This is a genomic window from Pedobacter sp. G11 (assembly GCF_003860265.1).
Taxonomy (GTDB): Bacteria; Bacteroidota; Bacteroidia; order Sphingobacteriales; family Sphingobacteriaceae; genus Pedobacter; species Pedobacter agri.
Genome location: NZ_CP034190.1, coordinates 2871072 through 2889293 on the forward strand (window position 1 = coordinate 2871072; position 18222 = coordinate 2889293).

Genomic DNA, 18222 nt, shown 5'->3' on the forward strand with positions numbered 1-18222 from the left:
TATGAGAAGATTACCCGTTTACCTATTGCTGGATACTTCAGGCTCCATGAGTGGAGAGCCAATAGAAGCTGTTAAAAATGGTGTTCAGGTAATGATTAGCTCCCTGAGGCAAAATCCGCAGGCCATTGAAACCGCTTTTTTAAGTGTAATCACATTTGATAGCGCTGCACAGCAAATTATTCCCCTAACCGATTTGGCATCATTCCAAATGGTAGATTTGAGAGCAACTGGCGTAACCGCATTGGGAGGGGCTTTAAAACTAGTTTCGAACAGGATTGAAAATGAGGTAGCTAAAACTACAACGGAGCAAAAGGGCGATTGGAAGCCATTGGTTTTTATCATGACCGATGGCGTACCTACCGATGACTGGTTACCGGGGCTTGCTGAATTTAAGAAACAAAAGGTAGCCTTTACTGTAGCTTGTGCCGCAGGTTCTGGCGCAGATACTACCGTTCTGAAACAAATTACTGAAAATGTAGTAAGTTTAGATACAGCAGATTCGGCCAGCATAGGAAAATTTTTCCAATGGGTTACCGCATCCATTGGCGTTACCTCAACAAAAGTAGAAGATGCAGGGAAGGAAATAAGCTTATTAAAGGAACTTCCTCCGCCACCATCTGAATTAAATATTGTTGTTTAATCTAATTTTATGAGAAGATTACCTGTTTACTTTTTAATAGATACTTCCGGATCAATGTATGGGGAGCCTATTCAGGCACTAAACAATGCATTAAGTGGAATGGTCAATACCTTACGGGCTGATGCACAGGCATTGGATTCATTGTGGATTTCCATGATTACGTTTGATCGTGAAGTGAATGAAATCGTTTCGCTAACCGAATTGGCATCTTTTCAGCTTCCGGAAATCACTTGCCCGCAAAGCGGACCCACGCATACAGGGCAAGCGCTACACATGTTGCACGAAAAAGTTCAAACCGATGTAATCAAAGGAAATGCGCAGCAAAAGGGAGATTGGAAACCATTATTGTTTCTATTTACGGATGGAAAACCGAGTGATTTACAATTATACCGGGAGATGGTACCTAAGATTAAGTCGTTAAACTTTGGTGCTATCGTAGGCTGTGCTGCTGGTCACTCGGCTAATGATGCCCTTTTAAAAGAACTTACACCCGATGTGGTGCATTTGGATACAGCCGATAGCACTACTTTGAAACAATTCTTTAAGTGGGTTTCAGAAACCATCGAGCAAGGTAACAAAAGCCAGGGAACCGGAGAAAGCGTAACATTGCCACCGCCACCAAGTGAAATTACAATGGTCATATAAATGGATGTACTCAGCGTAATCAGTATAGCAATAACCATTATTGGCTTTATAGTTAAAATGGCTTCTGGCGAAGAAACAAATCATGATCATGCATATGAACAACAAAGTTTCGATCCGACAGATCCTTTTCAGGAAGGCACTTTAGATGCAGTGGTGAATTGCTACGAATCTTTCAGGTTGTCAAATTTTAATGTTAATCATTTGGCGTTCGATTTGACAAATGCAAATCATGCCATGTTTACTTTACAGGCAACTAGATTGAAAGGTAACTGCCTTAACTTAAAAATTCAGTTTTTGGATGTGTTCGATAAAAAAGGTAAAAATGGTGAAACGAGAGAATTTCGCAATCATGTCACCACTTACTTTTCGGTAAATTATTTGGCAGATATTCAAAATGTAATGATTTATGGTTGCTCCAACTACAATCAAAGATTGGTAGAGCGTTATAAAGAGATTGCCAGCGAAATTCGTAATACAATCTCTAAATGATTTTAGCCTTTAAAATTTTATTGAATATTTTGATTGTGGGATTATTTATTTATTCGAAACTATTGCCGCATCACGATAAACTAGATAACCAATACAAAAGTGCTTTCAACCTGTTTCAAAGCATTTTTCAACCTGTTCTTCATTTCCTTAAAACATTAATAAAACCTTTTCAAGTAGGGCAAGGCTTGGCAGTTGATATGACACAGATTGTATTACTGATCGTGCTATTGCTATTAAACAACTATTTTTAATATGAGAAGATTACCCATTTACTTTTTAATAGATATTTCTGAATCAATGGTTGGAGATCAAATCCAGCAGGTTGAAGAGGGCATGGCAACTATTATAAAAGCCATCAAAACTGATCCTTATGCCATTGAAACGGTTTGGATTTCAATTATCGTTTTTGCCGGACAAGCTAAAACCCTTGTTCCATTACAGGAAGTGGTGAGTTTTTATCCGCCAAAATTCCCGATTGGTGGTGGTACTTCACTGAGTAAAGGGTTGGGGCATTTGATGTTTCAGATGCGTAAAGATATTGTTAAAACAATCATGGAGCAAAAAGGAGATTGGAAGCCAATCGTATTTTTATTTACTGATGGCGTTCCAACTGATGATACCAAAACAGCGATTGCAGAATGGAAGCAAAACTGGCAGCGTACAGCAAACATGGTGGCTATTTCCTTCGGCGATAGCACGGACACACGGGTGCTATCTGAACTGACAGAAAATGTGCTCCAATTTAAAAATGCCACAACAGAAGATTATAACAAATTCTTCAAATGGGTAACTGATTCCATCAAAACAAGTAGCATTAGTGTTGAAAACAACGAATCGGGCTTCGAACTGGCTAAGCTAGACGGAGATACAATCACAAAAATCGATATCTCCAAAGCACCGGCAAATACGCAATATATCGACAACAACTATGTAGTATTGGCGGCAAAATGCCAAAATACCAAACGACCATATTTAATGAAATACCGAAAGGTGATGAACGAATCGGGTTTTGAAGGGCTGAATCTGCAAACGCAGGCTTATCGTTTGGTTGGTGGTTTTCAGGTTGATCAATCATACTACGAATTTTGTGATGAAAACGGCATACAACAAAAAGTAAATAGTGAAGAACTGATTGGTGCGCCAGCCTGTCCTTGTTGTGGCAACCAGTTTGGTTTGGCGGTATGTGTTTGTCAAAAAATCCATTGTATAGGAAATGAACCCATGAGTACTTGTCCGTGGTGCGGTAATTTCGGAAGTTACGGCTATGGAGAAGGTGGCTTTGATGTTGGAAGAGCGCGAGGTTAAGCATGTTTGAAACTAAGCAATACCTGGAAAATTTGCTTAAAAGCAAAAATATCGAAGTTTCTTCCCGCAGGCAAGTTCTTTTTGAGCAATTTGCAAACGAAGAATTTAACGTTGAGACCGTAAAACTGATAAAAGAAAAGCAAAAGATAATGATGGATAAGTGGCTTTTGAAAAATAAAATTGAAGATGTTCTAGCAAAACAGATAGTCATTCCAAATGCAACTGTTGGTAAAGCGTACCACGCTACTTTAGATTTTGAAGACCTGATTTTTGTGGAATTTGATAATCTAAAGCAGTATGGCTTAAGCTTCAACTTTGAATCAAAGACAATTGAAGGCGACCCAAGCCAAAGCGGTGATTTCAAAATCAAAATGAAATTTAATGTTTTGGGTGAAGAGGATGACGTTGAGCCACATGTTAAAACACTTTCGCTGGTGATTAATGCCAATCCAAAATCCCTCTGGAAAAACATTCCGAGCGCCAATGGCAGAGATGCGGAATGGAAAATAGAAAATTTTTGGAAAGACGATCAAATATCAGATTTTCAACCATTAGGAGATAAACACATCGTTGTTTCATCTAAACGTGGAAGAAGCCATGCCAATGTGGGCTCATTCAGAGAAGATGATTATGGCTTCAAACACTTTGAGGATAATGGCTGGAGCGTGGTTTGCGTAGCAGATGGTGCCGGTAGTGCTAAGTTAGCACGGCAGGGCTCAAAAATTGCCTGTGATGCAGTAATTGAATATTTTTCTGAAAATCTTCATGAGGAAAAACTGAATGAGTTTGACGAAATAATTTCCAATTACCACGATAAAGTTGGTGAAGATGCTTCACAAAAGCTAAGCCATTTTGTTTACAATAATCTCTCGAAAGCAGCTCAGTTTGCACATCATAATATTGAAAAATTTGCAGCTCAAAGCGAAAACCCAATAAAGGATTTTCACAGTACACTGATCTTCGCACTGTTTAAAAGATACAATTTTGGCTATGCGGTGTTAACATTTGGTGTTGGCGATTGTCCGATAGGTTTGTTGAATAAAGATATGAGTAATGTTAAACTCATGAACTGGCTTGATGTAGGCGAATTTGGCGGTGGTACCAGATTTATAACCATGCCTGAGATTTTTAACAGCGAAAAATTCTCTTCTAGATTCGGCTTCACATTAATCGAAGATTTCTCTTATCTTATGCTCATGACTGATGGTATTTACGATGCGAAGTTTATTGTGGAAGCCAATCTCGAAAAATTAGAAAACTGGAAAGCCTTTATTGATGATTTAAAAGGGAATAATGAAGATCAAGCTGCGGTTTCTTTTGACTCGTCCAACCGAGAAATTGCCAATCAGTTATCAGCATGGATGGATTTTTGGAGTCCTGGTAATCACGATGATAGAACTTTAGCGATAATCTTTTAGCACGAAACGATGTCTATAATTACAGTAAAATCTTCATTAACGGGTAATTCCTACCAATATGTTGACAATGGCGACCCCAAAAGCGGAACCGCTAAAGATGTTTATTTTAGCCCCGATCGAAAGTATGTTGTAGCGATTTTCAAAGAGAAACAAGACTTTAATCAAAAAGAACGGTTAACTAAAATCGTAACCAAATATCTTCATCAAATCGAAAATAAGGAAGCAGGAAAATATTACCTCGATGAAATTTATCGCTGGCCGACAGATATTATTGAAAGCAATAATAAAGTCGGAATTATTGTTCCGATTTATAACTCGAAATTTTTTTTCTCCAAAGGTTATTCATCAAGTGATTTAATTAAAGGAGAAGAAAAAAACGGGAAATGGTTTGCCGCCGCTAAATTTAGAAACCGGCAGTTTCCTTTAAGTTTAGATCAAACGGAACTGGGCAGGTGGCTAAATTATTTTCAAATTGGGGTTAACCTGGCCAGAGGAGTAAAGAAAATGCACCAAATGGGTCTTTCACATTCCGACCTATCTTACAATAATGTATTAATTGACCCTTCAACCGGCTCTGCCTGCATGATCGATTTAGATGGTTTGGTTGTCCCAGGCATTTTTCAAGCCGAAGTAATTGGTACCGCCGATTTCATTGCGCCAGAAGTACTCGCCACCAAACATTTAGACAAAACTGATCCCGCAAGGAAATTGCCCAATCGTTTAACCGACTTACATGCTTTAGCCTGTTTAATTTATATGTATCTGCTTCATCGCCATCCTTTAAAAGGTGGAAAAGTACATGATTTAGATACGGAAAAAGATGATTTATTAAGTATGGGTGAAAAAGCTTTGTTCATCGAGCATCCTACAGATTTATCAAACCGACCAAAGTTGAATCAGGTATCTAAGTGGGATACCTATTGGGCTGACGTAAATAAAATCCCCTATACCATAACCGGCCCGTATCTAAAAGCTTTGTTTGATAAAGCCTTTATTGATGGGTTGCATCATCCCATGCAACGACCAACTGCGGAAGAATGGGAAATTGCATTGCTTAAAACAACTGATTTGATGCAGCAGTGTAGCAATATCTACTGTGAGCAGAAGTGGTACGTTTTTGATAATACTTCCATCCCAAAATGTCCGTTTTGTGGTACCAGTCATAAAGGAACTTTGCCAATACTGGATCTGTATTACCAATTTCAGCCATCTGTTTGGAAACCAGAAAATCATCGCCTAATGGTTTATAATAATCAATATCTTTTTCAATGGCATGTAGATAGGAATGTCATAAGAAATGAGAAATTAACCGCTGAACAAAAAGTACCGGTAGGTTATTTTACTTTTCATGAAGGAAAATGGGTGTTAGTTAACCAAAAACTCACATCTTTGGTTGATAAAACCGAAGAAAAGGAAATCCCGATTGGATCAATGGTTGAATTAACTCATGGAAAAAAACTTTTGTTATCTAAAGAAGATGGCGGAAGAGTAATTTTAGTAACGCTTGCAAATCAATAAATCAAAACTCTTAATAATGAATAATAACATGTTTGATCATCCACTGTTAATTGCAGGCTTTGCAATAGTGGTTGTTATAATGCTGATCATTGACTTAGGTCTGTTCAACAAGAAAAGCCATACCATTTCTAATAAAGAAGCTATCACATGGTCTATTGTATGGATTTCGCTGTCGATGATTTTTAGTGGTGCCGTTTATTATGTGCTTGGTTTTGATAAATTTACACAATTTCAGTCGGCTTATTGGATCGAAAAAGCACTTTCTGTAGATAATCTATTTGTATTTATTTTGGTGTTTAAATTTTTCGATGTAGCCAATGAAAACAAGCACAAAGTGCTTTTCTGGGGTATCATCGGTGCATTGGTATTAAGGGCTATTTTTATCTTTTCGGGTGCCTTCTTTATCGAATTAACGTATCTAAATAAAATTTTAAGCTTATTCGGCGTTGCCGGTTTTAAGTACGATATCAACATCATCATGACGCTTTTCGGTTTGTTTCTGGTTTACGCAGGAATTAAATCATGGTCGGCTGATGACGATGATGAAGATGAGGACTACAACAATACCCGGGGAGCGAGATTGGTGAGAAAGTTTTTTAGGGTGAGCGATAAATACGACGGCGACAAGTTCTTCACAATTGAAAATGGTGTAAAATTAGCCACGCCGTTGCTGGTTGTGGTAGCTGTTATAGAATTTACCGATTTACTTTTTGCTGTCGATTCAATCCCGGCAATATTTGCGATTTCTAAAGATCCATTCATTCTTTATACCTCGAATATCTTCGCCATTTTAGGCTTACGTGCTTTATTTTTCTTATTAGATAACTTCATCCACTTATTCAGTAAACTCAAATACGGATTGGCCATCATCTTATCGTTTATCGGTATCAAAATGATTATCGCTCCATTTTTCCATATCGATTCAGTTTATTCATTAATTGTAATTGGAGGTGTATTAATCCTGTCGGTTATTTTATCGATTATGTTTCCTGAAAAAGAAGAGGAGAAAGTGGCTGAATAATTATTGTCAGAACGACATTATAGAAAGGCCAAAGAATAATTAACTTTGGAAAGTTTTAATCGATCAGCTAAAAACTGGTCGATTATTTTTTTGAAAGAACACCATGCAGGAAACTCCAGAATTTAACCATCAAGCTGATATTGTAAATAGTGCCATCAGATTTATAAACTCTTGGTTTAAACAATCTAAAAGTATTACCAATGAGCTGAATGATTTTTTCATTCTTCCAGGAAATAAGCTCCTGGGTAAAGATGTAATCATAGGGAGGCTAAAAGGTATTTTCGGCAAGTCTGACGAATATGTAGGTGGCCGGTTTGATATCATCGATGTTAACTTTGAAATGCTGAATGATGGGAAAGGGATGGGCTTTGTAGAAGGCGTTGCAGGTTATCGCGAGGTGGTCGGAAAACAATCAAAAATTGTGAGTGGACCGTTTAAATTGTATTTCGCTTTGCATAATGAAAGCTGGAAAATCGTAAATATCGAGTTTCCCGGTTTTGCTTATTAGAACGAGTTTATTACAATTGGAATTCGTCGCTTTCCATAATTTTTCTATCTTTGGTTTTTAATGAATTTCCTTTACCCGGGCTTTCTTTTCGCACTATTATCGGTTGCAATTCCGGTTATCATTCATTTATTTAATTTCCGAAAATTTAAAAAGGTTTATTTCTCAAATGTTCAGCTTTTAAAAGAGGTAGAGCAGCAAAATTCATCGAAAGAGAAAATCAAAAACCTGCTGATTTTACTTTCCCGAATATTAGCAATCATTTTTCTGGTACTGGCTTTTGCACAACCTTATATTCCCATTGCTGATCAAAAAAACGCAACATTAAACAACGCGGTAAGTATTTATATTGATAATTCTTACAGTATGGAAGCCATTAATAAAGATGGTAGTTTGCTTGATGAAGCGAAAAGACGAGCGAAAGAGTTAGTGAAGGGTTTTGGAATGAACGACCGTTTTCAGCTATTAACCAACGATTTTGAAGGAAAATACCAGCGATTATTAAATGAAGATGAATTTTTGAAAGCATTAGATGATGTTAAAATTTCTTCTGCCAACAGAAACCTTCAGCAAATCTTAAATCGGCAGGAAAACATATTAACAGCTTCGGCCAATAAATACAGTTTTATCATTTCCGATTTTCAAAAGAATGTTTCCAATGGGAATAAACTTGAAACGAAAAACGATATCCAATATGCTTTCCTTAAATTAAATGCTACTACGTTGCCAAATGTGGCTGTAGATAGTGTTTGGATGCTTTCTCCTAGTCATCAGCCAGGTGCAAGTGAGAAACTGGTGGTTCAGTTAAAAAATTATTCTGAGGAAGAGGCGAAAAACATTCCTTTAAAACTGACCGTAAATAATCAACAAAAAGGTTTAAGCTCGGCCAATATTCCAGCCGGGAAAACGATAAAAGATACTTTGAACTTCTCAGGGCTTCGTGCGGGTTGGCAAAAAGGTGTGGTTAGTATTAAAGATTTTCCGGTAACTTTTGATGATACCTTATCATTCAGTTTCAAAGTTGATCAAAGCTTGCCAGTGCTAAGTATTAACGGTGCAAGTGCAGGAAATTACATCAAAGCCTTATTTGCGGCAGATACTTATTATAAACTCACCGAAAATGCAGAATCCAATATTAACTATAGCGGGTTTGGCAATTATGGTTTAATTGTTCTAAATGGATTGAAAAATCCATCAAGCGGTTTGGCACAGCAGTTAAAAACTTATTTAAAAGCTGGAGGCACAATTGCCATTTTCCCTGATCTGGATGCCGACATTCAAGTCTATAATGCTTTTTTGAGCGGCTTATCATTGCCGATTATTCAAGGCTTAACTAAAACGGAAACCAAAGTTGATCAAATTGATCTGCAGAACCCCATTTTCAAAACCGTTTTTGAGGAAATCCCTAAAAATCTCGATCTGCCTGTAGCCAATCGCTACTTCTCTTTTATAGAAAATAGTTCGGCCAACAAAGAAAATATTCTCACGCTGCCCGGAAGAAAACTTTTTTTTGCTAAATATGGTGTGGGAAATGGCTCAGTTTACTTGTCTGCTACAGGTTTAAATACAGCGGATGGAAATTTAGCACGACATCCGGTTTTTGTGCCGTTAATGTACCGTTTGGCATTAAACTCAGGAGACGAAAGCACACTTTATTACCAACTTGGAACTGATAACGCTTTGGCCAGTAAAAAAATTAGCCTGGGTAAAAATCAAACCTTAAAGTTGAGTGCTAAAAGTTTCGAGGCCATTCCCGAAATTAGGCAGGCCGAAGGTAAAACTTTAATTTATGTTGCAGATCAGATTAGAAACGGCGGTTTTTACGACCTCAAGTTAGCCGATTCTCTAATGTCTGTTTACGCTTTCAATACTGGAAGATCAGAGTCTGACATGCATTACTTGAGTAAAACAGAATTAAATAATCTAGCAGGAAAGCGCAATCTCAAAATATTTGATGCCGATAAAGATGCGGTAAAATTAATGGCAGGCGCCAATAAAATCGGTCAAACTTTATGGAAACTTTGTCTAATTTTGTCGCTGATTTTTATTGCAGCAGAAATCCTGCTCATCCGATTTTTTAACAACCCTAAAAAAACAATATGAATCTCCTAGTTAAAAATGTAACCATTGCCGATCCGCAAAGTAATTTCAATAAGCAACAATGCGATGTAAGGGTAGTTGATGGTAAAATTCAAAACATAGGTAAATTATCTGCTGAAAAAGACGAAACTGTATTCGATGGTCAGGGCTCATTTCTATCGCCTGGTTTTTTCGATCTAAATTGCGTAGCCGGCGATCCTGGTTTTGAAACCAAAGAAGATATTCAGACTCTAACAGCAACGGCAAAAGCCGGAGGTTTTACAGGTTTAGCACTTTTACCGCAAACCAGTCCGGTTGTTCAATCGAAATCGCAGGTGGAGTACATTATCAATAAAGCAAAAAATAACCTGGTTGATGTTTATCCGGTTGGCGCTATCAGTCAAAATCGGGAAGCCAAAGAACTTGCTGAACTTTTTGATATGAAGCAGGCAGGCGCTGTAGCGTTTTCTGATGGCGATAAGTCTTTGCAGGATGATGGCTTTATGAGTAGGGCGCTTCAATATGCGAAAGGTTTTGATGCTTTGCTTATGGTGTATCCGGAGAATAAATCCATTGCAGGAAAATCGCAGATTAACGAAAGTAAAAACTCTGTGCTTCTAGGGATGAAAGGTTTACCAGCCCTGGCAGAGGAAATGCATATTGCCCGAGATATTTTTTTAGCGCAGTACAATGAAACGAAAATCCACATCAGCAATATTTCTACAGCAGGCTCGGTGGCACTAATCCGTAAGGCGAAAAAAGATGGTGTTCAGGTTTCCTGTGATGTGACTGCACACCATTTGGTTTTTACGGAAGAGTTGCTGGCTGATTTTGACAGTAATTATAAAGTGAAACCACCGTTGCGTAGCAAAGCTGATGTAAAAGCACTTATTGCAGGTTTAAAAGACGGAACGATTGACGCCATTACTTCGCAACATCGTCCGGAGGAAATAGAATTTAAGAATGTGGAGTTTGAAATTGCACATTACGGCATCATTGCATTACAAACCGTGCTTCCTTTGCTGTTAAAAGCCGGGTTAGATGCTAGTTTAATCGCAGAAAAATTGGCGATTAACCCACGTAAATTGCTAAATTTAAATGTTCCGGTAATTGCAGCGGATGCTGAAGCAAATTTTACAGTTTACAATCCGAATGAAAAATGGTTGTACAATTCAGCGAGCAATAAATCTAAATCGGCTAACAGTCCGCTGTTAGGAACAGAACTTACCGGAAAAGTAACGTTAGTTTATAATAATAGTCAAATTTTTCAAGATTAAAGATCAAAGAACAAAATCAATAATAAGTAGCAGAAAAGATAAACAACCATACGAGAATTGTAATTATGCCAATGTTCTTTAATCTTTGTTCTTTCGTTTTTGCTCCTTCAAATTTTAAAATATGGATAACAGAGTAAAAAAAGCGCTTGTCACTTCGCTAAATAAATACGCCGAAGTTTCGGCAATAAATGTCGATAGTTTTGAAACAGAGTTAATTGCAGCTTTTGAACATGATGCTAACTTTTTGGATAAAGCAACTGCTTTTGATGCCGTTTTTGATTCGCATTCCAAATTTGAAGAACTACGTGAAGTATTCTTTGATTTATTGATGGTTAACTTTTTTAGTAGTGATGTTCAAAAACTGGAAGATGATTATCTCGAAAGTGATGAATGGGCAAACATCGAAGAAGAAACGATTGATAGAGGTACAGAACTTCTTAACCTGCTCTTGTACATCAAGGAGTGTAAAGATGAAGATATTGAACCGGAATTAGGCGATTTCTTAAAAGAGTTTTTATTGGTTGAAGATGATGAATTTCAAGATGAGTTTGAAATTTATGAAGAGATGATCAGCAATCAACAACTTGCTGAAAGTAGTGTAGAAGAGATTTGTAAAACAGCTCCAAGCTTAAACATCAGCGAAGAGATGCAGGAATTATTTGTTCCTTTTATGGTATTTTTCCTTGATGTAGAGGGGAGTGCAACCACGACAAAAGAAATAATCCAGTTTAGCAGTAACAAATCGTTCGATTCTGCTACTTATATATTAATTACAACAATCAATAACTAAATTAAAAACGATGGACAAAAGTGCTCTAATTTCCAAACTATCTCTAAAGTATGGTTTCATACTTGCAGCTGTATCGGTGATAATATCCCTTACACTTCATTTTATTAATCCGGTAATGCTTTATACTAACTTTGCCTTGCCGTTCATTATTCTAATTGTGTTTATTGTGCTGCTGGTTTTTGTCGGCATTACCATTCGAAAAGAGATAGGTGGTTTTTGGACATTTGGAGAGGCTTTTAAATCCTATTTAATTATTGCGTTAATCTTGGCTCTTGTTTCTGTTTTGTACAATGTATTACTAATGACTGTAATCGATCCTGATTTGCCTTCAAAAGCGGCTGCTGCAATTGCCGATTCTCAGCGGGCTATGATGGAAAAATTTGGAATGGCATCTGAACAAATTGACGAAGCATTAGAAAAAGCTGGTAATATGGAAGAAAAACTTGCTCCCACATTCAAAAATTCGTTTACCAGTTTCGGAGTATCTTTGGCCATGTATGGGGTTTTATCATTAATCCTTGCCGCGATTTTAAAGAAAAAAGAACCCACTACTTTTAACACTTTTCCTAAAGAAGGTTAATCTGTTTTTATAAAATTTCGAACGTGCAGGTTTTATCATTTAATTTGATGAAATTTGCACGTTTTATTTTAAAAGAGTTTGTTGATAGATTTTAAGTCTTGATACTTGATACTCAAATCTTGATACTCATAAATGGATATATCAGTTGTAGTACCCTTATTTAACGAAGATGAATCGCTGCCCGAGTTAACGGCATGGATTGATAAAGTGATGGTTGAAAATAATTTCAGTTATGAAATTGTTTTAGTTGATGATGGAAGTACAGATCAATCTTGGGCAGTTATTGAGTCATTAAGATTACAAAATCCAGCAATAAAAGGTATCAAATTCAGAAGAAATTATGGTAAATCTGCAGCCTTAAATGTTGGCTTCGAGGCCACTCAGGGCGATGTGGTAATTACCATGGATGCTGATTTACAGGATAGTCCAGATGAGATTCCAGAACTGTATCGTCGCATTAAGGAGGAGAAGTTAGACCTGATTTCAGGCTGGAAAAAGAAACGTTACGATCCGATTACGAAAACCGTACCTACAAAACTGTTCAACGCAGCCACCCGCAAAATGAGCGGAATCGAGCTTAACGATTTCAACTGTGGTTTAAAAGCATACCGTAGCGATGTGGTTAAAACCATCGAAGTTTATGGAGAAATGCACCGTTATATTCCTGTAATTGCAAAATGGGCAGGTTTTAATAAAATTGCTGAGCAGGTTGTAGAACACAGGGCCCGTAAATACGGCACAACCAAGTTTGGTTTCAGCAGATTTATCAATGGTTTCTTAGATTTACTATCCATCTTTTTCGTAGGAAAATTCGGTAAACGCCCAATGCACTTTTTCGGCTCACTGGGTGTGTTAAGCTTCTTTTTAGGTATCATCATGTCGCTATATGTGCTTGTAGAAAAGCAGGTGCTTATCTGGAAAGGTTTAGCTTATCGAGATGTTACACAGCAACCGTTGTTCTATTTGTCTTTAGTAGCCATCGTAGTCGGATCACAAATGTTCCTCGCAGGCTTTATTGCGGAGTTACTATCACGTAATGCGCCAGAAAGAAATCAATACCTGATAGAAAAGGAACTAAGGTAGATGTTAAGAAGGCGGAAGGTAATTGCCGCCATTACCCTCAACCTCTATACCCGCAACCTTCAACCTTTTAAAAATGTTTTTCTCTATCATTATTCCACTTTATAATCGTCCGCAGGAAATTGACGAACTTTTGTATACATTAACCAAGCAAACGTATCTACAGTTTGAAGTTTTGGTTATAGAAGATGGTTCAAAAAATGATGCAAAAGCGATCGTAGATTCTTATCAGGATCAACTTGATATTAAATATTATTTCAAGGAAAATGCAGGACAAGGATTCGCCCGAAATTATGCCTTTGAAAGGGCAAATGGCGACTATTTCATCATTTTCGATTCAGATATTCTCGTACCGCCAGATTATTTGGAAATCGTAAAAAACTATCTTTATGAACATCATCTGGATGCGTATGGTGGTCCGGATGCAGCACATGATAGTTTTACGCCGGTTCAGAAAGCAATCAGCTACGCTATGACTTCTCCTTTTACTACAGGTGGAATTCGCGGCAACAAAAAGCATGTCGGGCAGTTTCATCCACGTAGCTTTAACATGGGCGTTTCCCGTCAGGCCTGGGAGAAAGTTGGGGGCTTTATCCTGACAAGGTTAGGTGAAGATATCGAGTACAGCATCCGAATCCATGAAGCCGGGTTTAAAATCGGATTAATTCCGGAAGCAAAGGTTTATCATAAACGCCGTACCAGCTTCAGCCAGTTTTACAAGCAATTACATTTTTTCGGTCGGGCAAGAATTAACATTTACAAACACTTTCCCAAAGAATTAAAGTTGGTTCACTTTTTCCCTGCAGCCTTTACCTTATTTGTTGGCTTCACGATATTGTGCAATTTAATATACCCGCCATTGGCTTATGTTTGTAACTTTCTGGTATTGATTTACTTTTTGTTGATATTTTTTCATTCCTGGGCTGTAAATAAATCGTTAAAAGTTGCATTTTTGAGCATTATATCTTCGTTCATCCAACTCACCGCTTATGGTTTAGGCTTTATTCAGGACCTGTTTAAAAGAGTAGTGTTTAATGGAGGCAATGGAAAATAGAAAAGGATCAGTAAAAAATTGGCAATGAGTTTGAACGAGTGGAATAAATCCAAACTTGTGTAAAGAACTAAAACCAATTACTAACCAATTAAAAACTAAATGATTAATTATTTAAAAGAAAGTACATTTGCCGTCAACGATGTGATCCAAAAGGCATGGGGCATTACCAGAAAGCATTATTTTTCTATTGCTACGCTGTGCTTTTTAATGTTCATCACTGCCAGTGCGTCAAGTTTAATGGCTTTCTTTATTAAGGATGTAAGCAAAATCCTTAGTGTAGTAATGGCCGTTATTTTCGTTTTTCTCTACTTCACCATCAACCTCTCGTTGTTTAAATACATCTTTCATTTGATGGATGATGAGGACAATGATGTGAAAATTGTAGATACCTTACCAACAAGACAACAAATTATTCGTTTCCTTATTGCAACGTTATATTTTGTTGCATGTGTTTTCGGGGTTTACCTGGTTGTAATTCTCGTGGCCTTTCCATTTATTTATACCGGAATTAATATTGATGTTGTTAAAAATGTGGCTATCTCTGTCGGCATTATAGCAATATTTATTACCTGGTTGCGCATTTCTTTTTTTCCGTTTTTTATTATCGATAGAAATTCTGCTCCGTTTGAATCAATTAAATTAAGCCTTGCGATAACAAAAGGAAACTTTACCAAGATTTTATTGTTACTATTGGTGCTTGGAGGCGGGTATTTAATCTATTTATTATTCAATCTCTTACATTGGCCGTTTGTGGCTTTCATTGTAAATATTTTGAGCTCGTTTATTATTGTGCCCTTATCAAGCGTAGCTTTAACGGTAGCTTATCGTAAAATTGCAGGCGAGTATAAGGGAGATGAGCATCCAGATATTCTTCATAATATCGTCTAGCGGAAAGCATTCTATCATTTAATCATCCAAAATTCAATCATTTAATATGGGATTAAAAGCATGGTTAAGTAAACCTTTTGCAGCATTCGCGGTTTGGAACATCAATAAATGGAAGAACAATGCTGTTAATGCTCAACATAGAATACTTACTAATCTCGTTCGTACTGCTCAACAAACTGCATTCGGGAAAGATCATCAGTTTTCGGAAATTAAAAACTACGATGATTTCAGAAAACATGTTCCGATTCAGGATTATGAAGGATTAAAGCCTTATGTAGACCGCGTGGTAGCTGGTGAAGCCAATGTACTATGGACAGGCAAACCACTTTATTTTGCTAAAACTTCGGGAACCACTTCTGGCGTAAAATATATTCCACTTTCTAAAGAATCTATGCCGGAGCACATTAAAGCTGCCCGAAATGCTATTTTAACTTATATCAATGAAACGGGCAAAGCCGATTTTGTAAATGGAAAGATGATCTTTCTGCAAGGCAGCCCGGTGTTAAGCGTAAAAAATGGCATTAACGTTGGCCGTTTATCGGGTATAGTTGCACATCATGTTCCGGCTTATCTGCAGAAAAACAGGCTGCCGTCTTATGAGACAAATATTATTGAAGATTGGGAGCAGAAAGTTGATGCTATTGTGGAGGAAACCATCAATGAGGATATGACCTTGATATCGGGTATTCCACCATGGGTGCAAATGTATTTTGATAAACTTTCTGAAAAGACCGGCGGGAAGAAGATCTCTGAAATATTTAGAAATTTTAGCCTTTTTATTTACGGAGGCGTAAATTTTGAGCCGTACAGGGCAAAAATTGAACAAAGCATTGGTAAGAGAATCGACGCTATCGAAACTTATCCGGCATCAGAAGGATTTATCGCTTATCAAGATAGTCAAAAAAATAAAGGTCTATTGCTTTTGGCTGACGCCGGTATTTTTTACGAATTTATTCCAGCAGATGAGTATTACAATGAAAATGCAACACGACTATCGCTTGGCGAGATTGAATTAGATACGAATTATGCACTAATTTTAAATACCAATGCAGGTTTATGGGGTTACAGCATTGGCGATACCATTAAATTTGTCTCTAAAAGTCCATATAAGATCGTAGTGACAGGCCGAATTAAACACTTTATTTCGGCTTTCGGCGAACACGTTATTGGTGAGGAAGTAGAGCATGCTTTATTATCGGTAGCGAATCAAGAAAATGTAGAAATTACGGAGTTTACCGTTGCGCCGCAAGTCAATCCTCAGGATGGGGAACTTCCTTATCATGAGTGGTTTGTAGAATTTTATTCAGCACCAAAAGATCTAGCCGCGTTTAGCAAAAAGGTAGATCAGGCTTTGCAAAAGAAAAATATTTACTACTTTGACCTGATTGAGGGAAATATCTTGCAGCCTTTAGTTATTCGTACCTTGCAGAAAGATGCCTTTGTGAATTATATGAAGAGTGAAGGAAAACTGGGTGGACAAAATAAAGTGCCGAGGTTGAGTAACGACAGGAAATTGGCAGATGGGCTAGAGCGCTTTATTGTTGCGTAAATTTTTAAATTAATGTAGGCGCATCAATTAAGGATTTGCGATTTGCGGCGACTTCAACTGTCGATGTCATGTTGAGAAACAAAGTATCTGCAGTCGCTAAAAAATCAGCCTGTGATAGGCCGGGATGCATCATTGCTGAACATGACAGCAATCTAATATAGGCGATAGTCTTTAACAAATGAAAAAAAACAATTGAACAATACAACAATACAACAATTACCTAAAAACATCACCATATTAGGTTCCACAGGAAGCATTGGTACGCAAGCCCTTGAAGTGGTTCGGGATAATCCTGCAATTTTTAAGGTTTCTGTTTTATCTGCGCTAAAAAATTCAGAGTTGCTTATTCAACAGGCAAAGGAATTTAAACCTGAAACAGTGGTAATTTGTGATGAAACTCAATATCGATATGTGAAAGATGCTTTGTCATCTTTCGATATCCAGGTGTTGGCTGGAGAAGCCGCATTAACGGAGGTCGCCGCTTATCCGCAAAGTGATATTGTGCTTACTGCGTTAATGGGCTCAGTTGGATTAAAGCCAACTATTGCCGCCATCAAAGCGGGCAAGAACATCGCTTTAGCCAATAAAGAAACTTTGGTAGTTGCCGGAGAATATATTACCGAACTGGCCAGGCAACATCAGGTTAAAATTCTTCCGGTAGATTCTGAGCATTCTGCCATATTTCAATGTCTGGTAGGAGAGGAACAGAACGAGATTGAAAAAATTTACCTTACGGCTTCTGGCGGGCCTTTTTTATCAAAGGATAAAAGTTTTCTTGCTTCTGTAAAAAAAGAGCAGGCTTTGAAGCATCCCAACTGGGTGATGGGCGCTAAAATCACCATTGATTCAGCCTCGCTGATGAATAAAGGTTTAGAGGTGATTGAAGCAAAGTGGCTGTTTGATCTCAATGTAGACCAAATTGATGTCATTGTTCATCCACAATCAATTATTCATTCCATTGTTCAGTTTACCGATGGATCGATGAAAGCACAAATGGGCGTTCCGGATATGAAATTGCCTATTCAATATGCCTTAAATTATCCCGATAGGCTAAAAAACGATTTCAAACGTTTTAATTTCCTGGACTATCCAACTTTCAGCTTTCAACAAGCAGATCTGGATACCTTTAAAAATTTGGATCTTGCTTTTCAATCATTGAGGAAAGGTGGAAACATGCCTTGCATTTTAAATGCAGCGAATGAAGTAGTGGTGGAAGCTTTTCTGAAAGATAAGATTGGTTTCCTGCAAATGAGCGACGTGATCGAGCAGTGCATGGAAGAAATCAGTTTCATTGAAAAACCACAATTGACCGATTATTTAGAAACTGACAAACATAGCCGTATCTTAGCCGGCGAATTAGTAACAAAAAGTAAAGTTTAACATC

Annotated in this window: 17 protein-coding genes; all 17 read left to right on the forward strand. The window is 37.5% G+C overall.

Going from position 1 to position 18222, the window contains the following annotated elements:
• Position 1 precedes the first annotated feature (1 nt).
• A complete protein-coding gene (locus EA772_RS12490; protein WP_124913529.1) occupies positions 2 to 640 on the forward strand; it encodes a VWA domain-containing protein in 639 nt (212 codons plus the stop codon).
• Positions 641 to 649: 9 nt separating this feature from the next.
• On the forward strand, positions 650 to 1285 hold the full coding sequence (locus tag EA772_RS12495; protein ID WP_010601231.1) for a VWA domain-containing protein: 636 nt from the start codon (positions 650 to 652) through the stop codon (positions 1283 to 1285).
• Entirely contained in the window at positions 1286 to 1774 is a 489-nt protein-coding gene (locus EA772_RS12500) for a hypothetical protein (RefSeq protein WP_124913530.1), read from the forward strand. It begins immediately after the preceding gene.
• A gap of 252 nt (positions 1775 to 2026) precedes the next feature.
• Positions 2027 to 3079 (forward strand): TerY-C metal binding domain-containing protein, encoded by a 1053-nt coding sequence (locus EA772_RS12510; protein WP_124913531.1) that lies wholly within the window; start codon positions 2027 to 2029, stop codon positions 3077 to 3079.
• A 2-nt stretch (positions 3080 to 3081) separates the two neighbouring features.
• Positions 3082 to 4497 carry a PP2C family serine/threonine-protein phosphatase gene (locus tag EA772_RS12515; protein ID WP_124913532.1) on the forward strand — a complete coding sequence of 472 codons (1416 nt, stop codon included), beginning with the start codon at positions 3082 to 3084 and terminating at the stop codon, positions 4495 to 4497.
• A 9-nt stretch (positions 4498 to 4506) separates the two neighbouring features.
• Positions 4507 to 6015 (forward strand): helix-hairpin-helix domain-containing protein, encoded by a 1509-nt coding sequence (locus EA772_RS12520; RefSeq protein ID WP_116169914.1) that lies wholly within the window; start codon positions 4507 to 4509, stop codon positions 6013 to 6015.
• A gap of 16 nt (positions 6016 to 6031) precedes the next feature.
• On the forward strand, positions 6032 to 7036 hold the full coding sequence (locus EA772_RS12525; protein ID WP_124913533.1) for a hypothetical protein: 1005 nt from the start codon (positions 6032 to 6034) through the stop codon (positions 7034 to 7036).
• 103 nt (positions 7037 to 7139) lie between these two features.
• The gene (locus EA772_RS12530) at positions 7140 to 7544 is read left to right on the forward strand and encodes a hypothetical protein (protein ID WP_124913534.1); all 405 of its coding nucleotides are present in this window, start codon (positions 7140 to 7142) and stop codon (positions 7542 to 7544) included.
• A 60-nt stretch (positions 7545 to 7604) separates the two neighbouring features.
• Entirely contained in the window at positions 7605 to 9644 is a 2040-nt protein-coding gene (locus EA772_RS12535) for a BatA and WFA domain-containing protein (RefSeq protein ID WP_124913535.1), read from the forward strand.
• Positions 9641 to 10897, forward strand: a complete 1257-nt coding sequence (locus EA772_RS12540) for a dihydroorotase (protein ID WP_124913536.1) — start codon at positions 9641 to 9643, stop codon at positions 10895 to 10897. The genes EA772_RS12535 and EA772_RS12540 overlap by 4 nt, the downstream gene beginning before the upstream one ends.
• A gap of 121 nt (positions 10898 to 11018) precedes the next feature.
• On the forward strand, positions 11019 to 11687 hold the full coding sequence (locus EA772_RS12545; RefSeq protein WP_124913537.1) for a hypothetical protein: 669 nt from the start codon (positions 11019 to 11021) through the stop codon (positions 11685 to 11687).
• Between the two features lie 10 nt (positions 11688 to 11697).
• A complete protein-coding gene (locus tag EA772_RS12550) occupies positions 11698 to 12267 on the forward strand; it encodes a DUF4199 domain-containing protein (RefSeq protein ID WP_116169920.1) in 570 nt (189 codons plus the stop codon).
• 132 nt (positions 12268 to 12399) lie between these two features.
• The gene (locus EA772_RS12555) at positions 12400 to 13350 is read left to right on the forward strand and encodes a glycosyltransferase family 2 protein (protein ID WP_124913538.1); all 951 of its coding nucleotides are present in this window, start codon (positions 12400 to 12402) and stop codon (positions 13348 to 13350) included.
• A 73-nt stretch (positions 13351 to 13423) separates the two neighbouring features.
• Positions 13424 to 14401: a glycosyltransferase family 2 protein gene (locus EA772_RS12560; protein WP_010601218.1), complete on the forward strand. Its 978-nt coding sequence runs from the start codon at positions 13424 to 13426 to the stop codon at positions 14399 to 14401.
• Positions 14402 to 14500: 99 nt separating this feature from the next.
• Positions 14501 to 15289: a hypothetical protein gene (locus EA772_RS12565; RefSeq protein WP_124913539.1), complete on the forward strand. Its 789-nt coding sequence runs from the start codon at positions 14501 to 14503 to the stop codon at positions 15287 to 15289.
• Between the two features lie 46 nt (positions 15290 to 15335).
• Positions 15336 to 16838 carry a GH3 auxin-responsive promoter family protein gene (locus EA772_RS12570; protein WP_124913540.1) on the forward strand — a complete coding sequence of 501 codons (1503 nt, stop codon included), beginning with the start codon at positions 15336 to 15338 and terminating at the stop codon, positions 16836 to 16838.
• Between the two features lie 192 nt (positions 16839 to 17030).
• Positions 17031 to 18218: a 1-deoxy-D-xylulose-5-phosphate reductoisomerase gene (locus EA772_RS12575; protein ID WP_246833923.1), complete on the forward strand. Its 1188-nt coding sequence runs from the start codon at positions 17031 to 17033 to the stop codon at positions 18216 to 18218.
• Positions 18219 to 18222 lie beyond the last annotated feature (4 nt).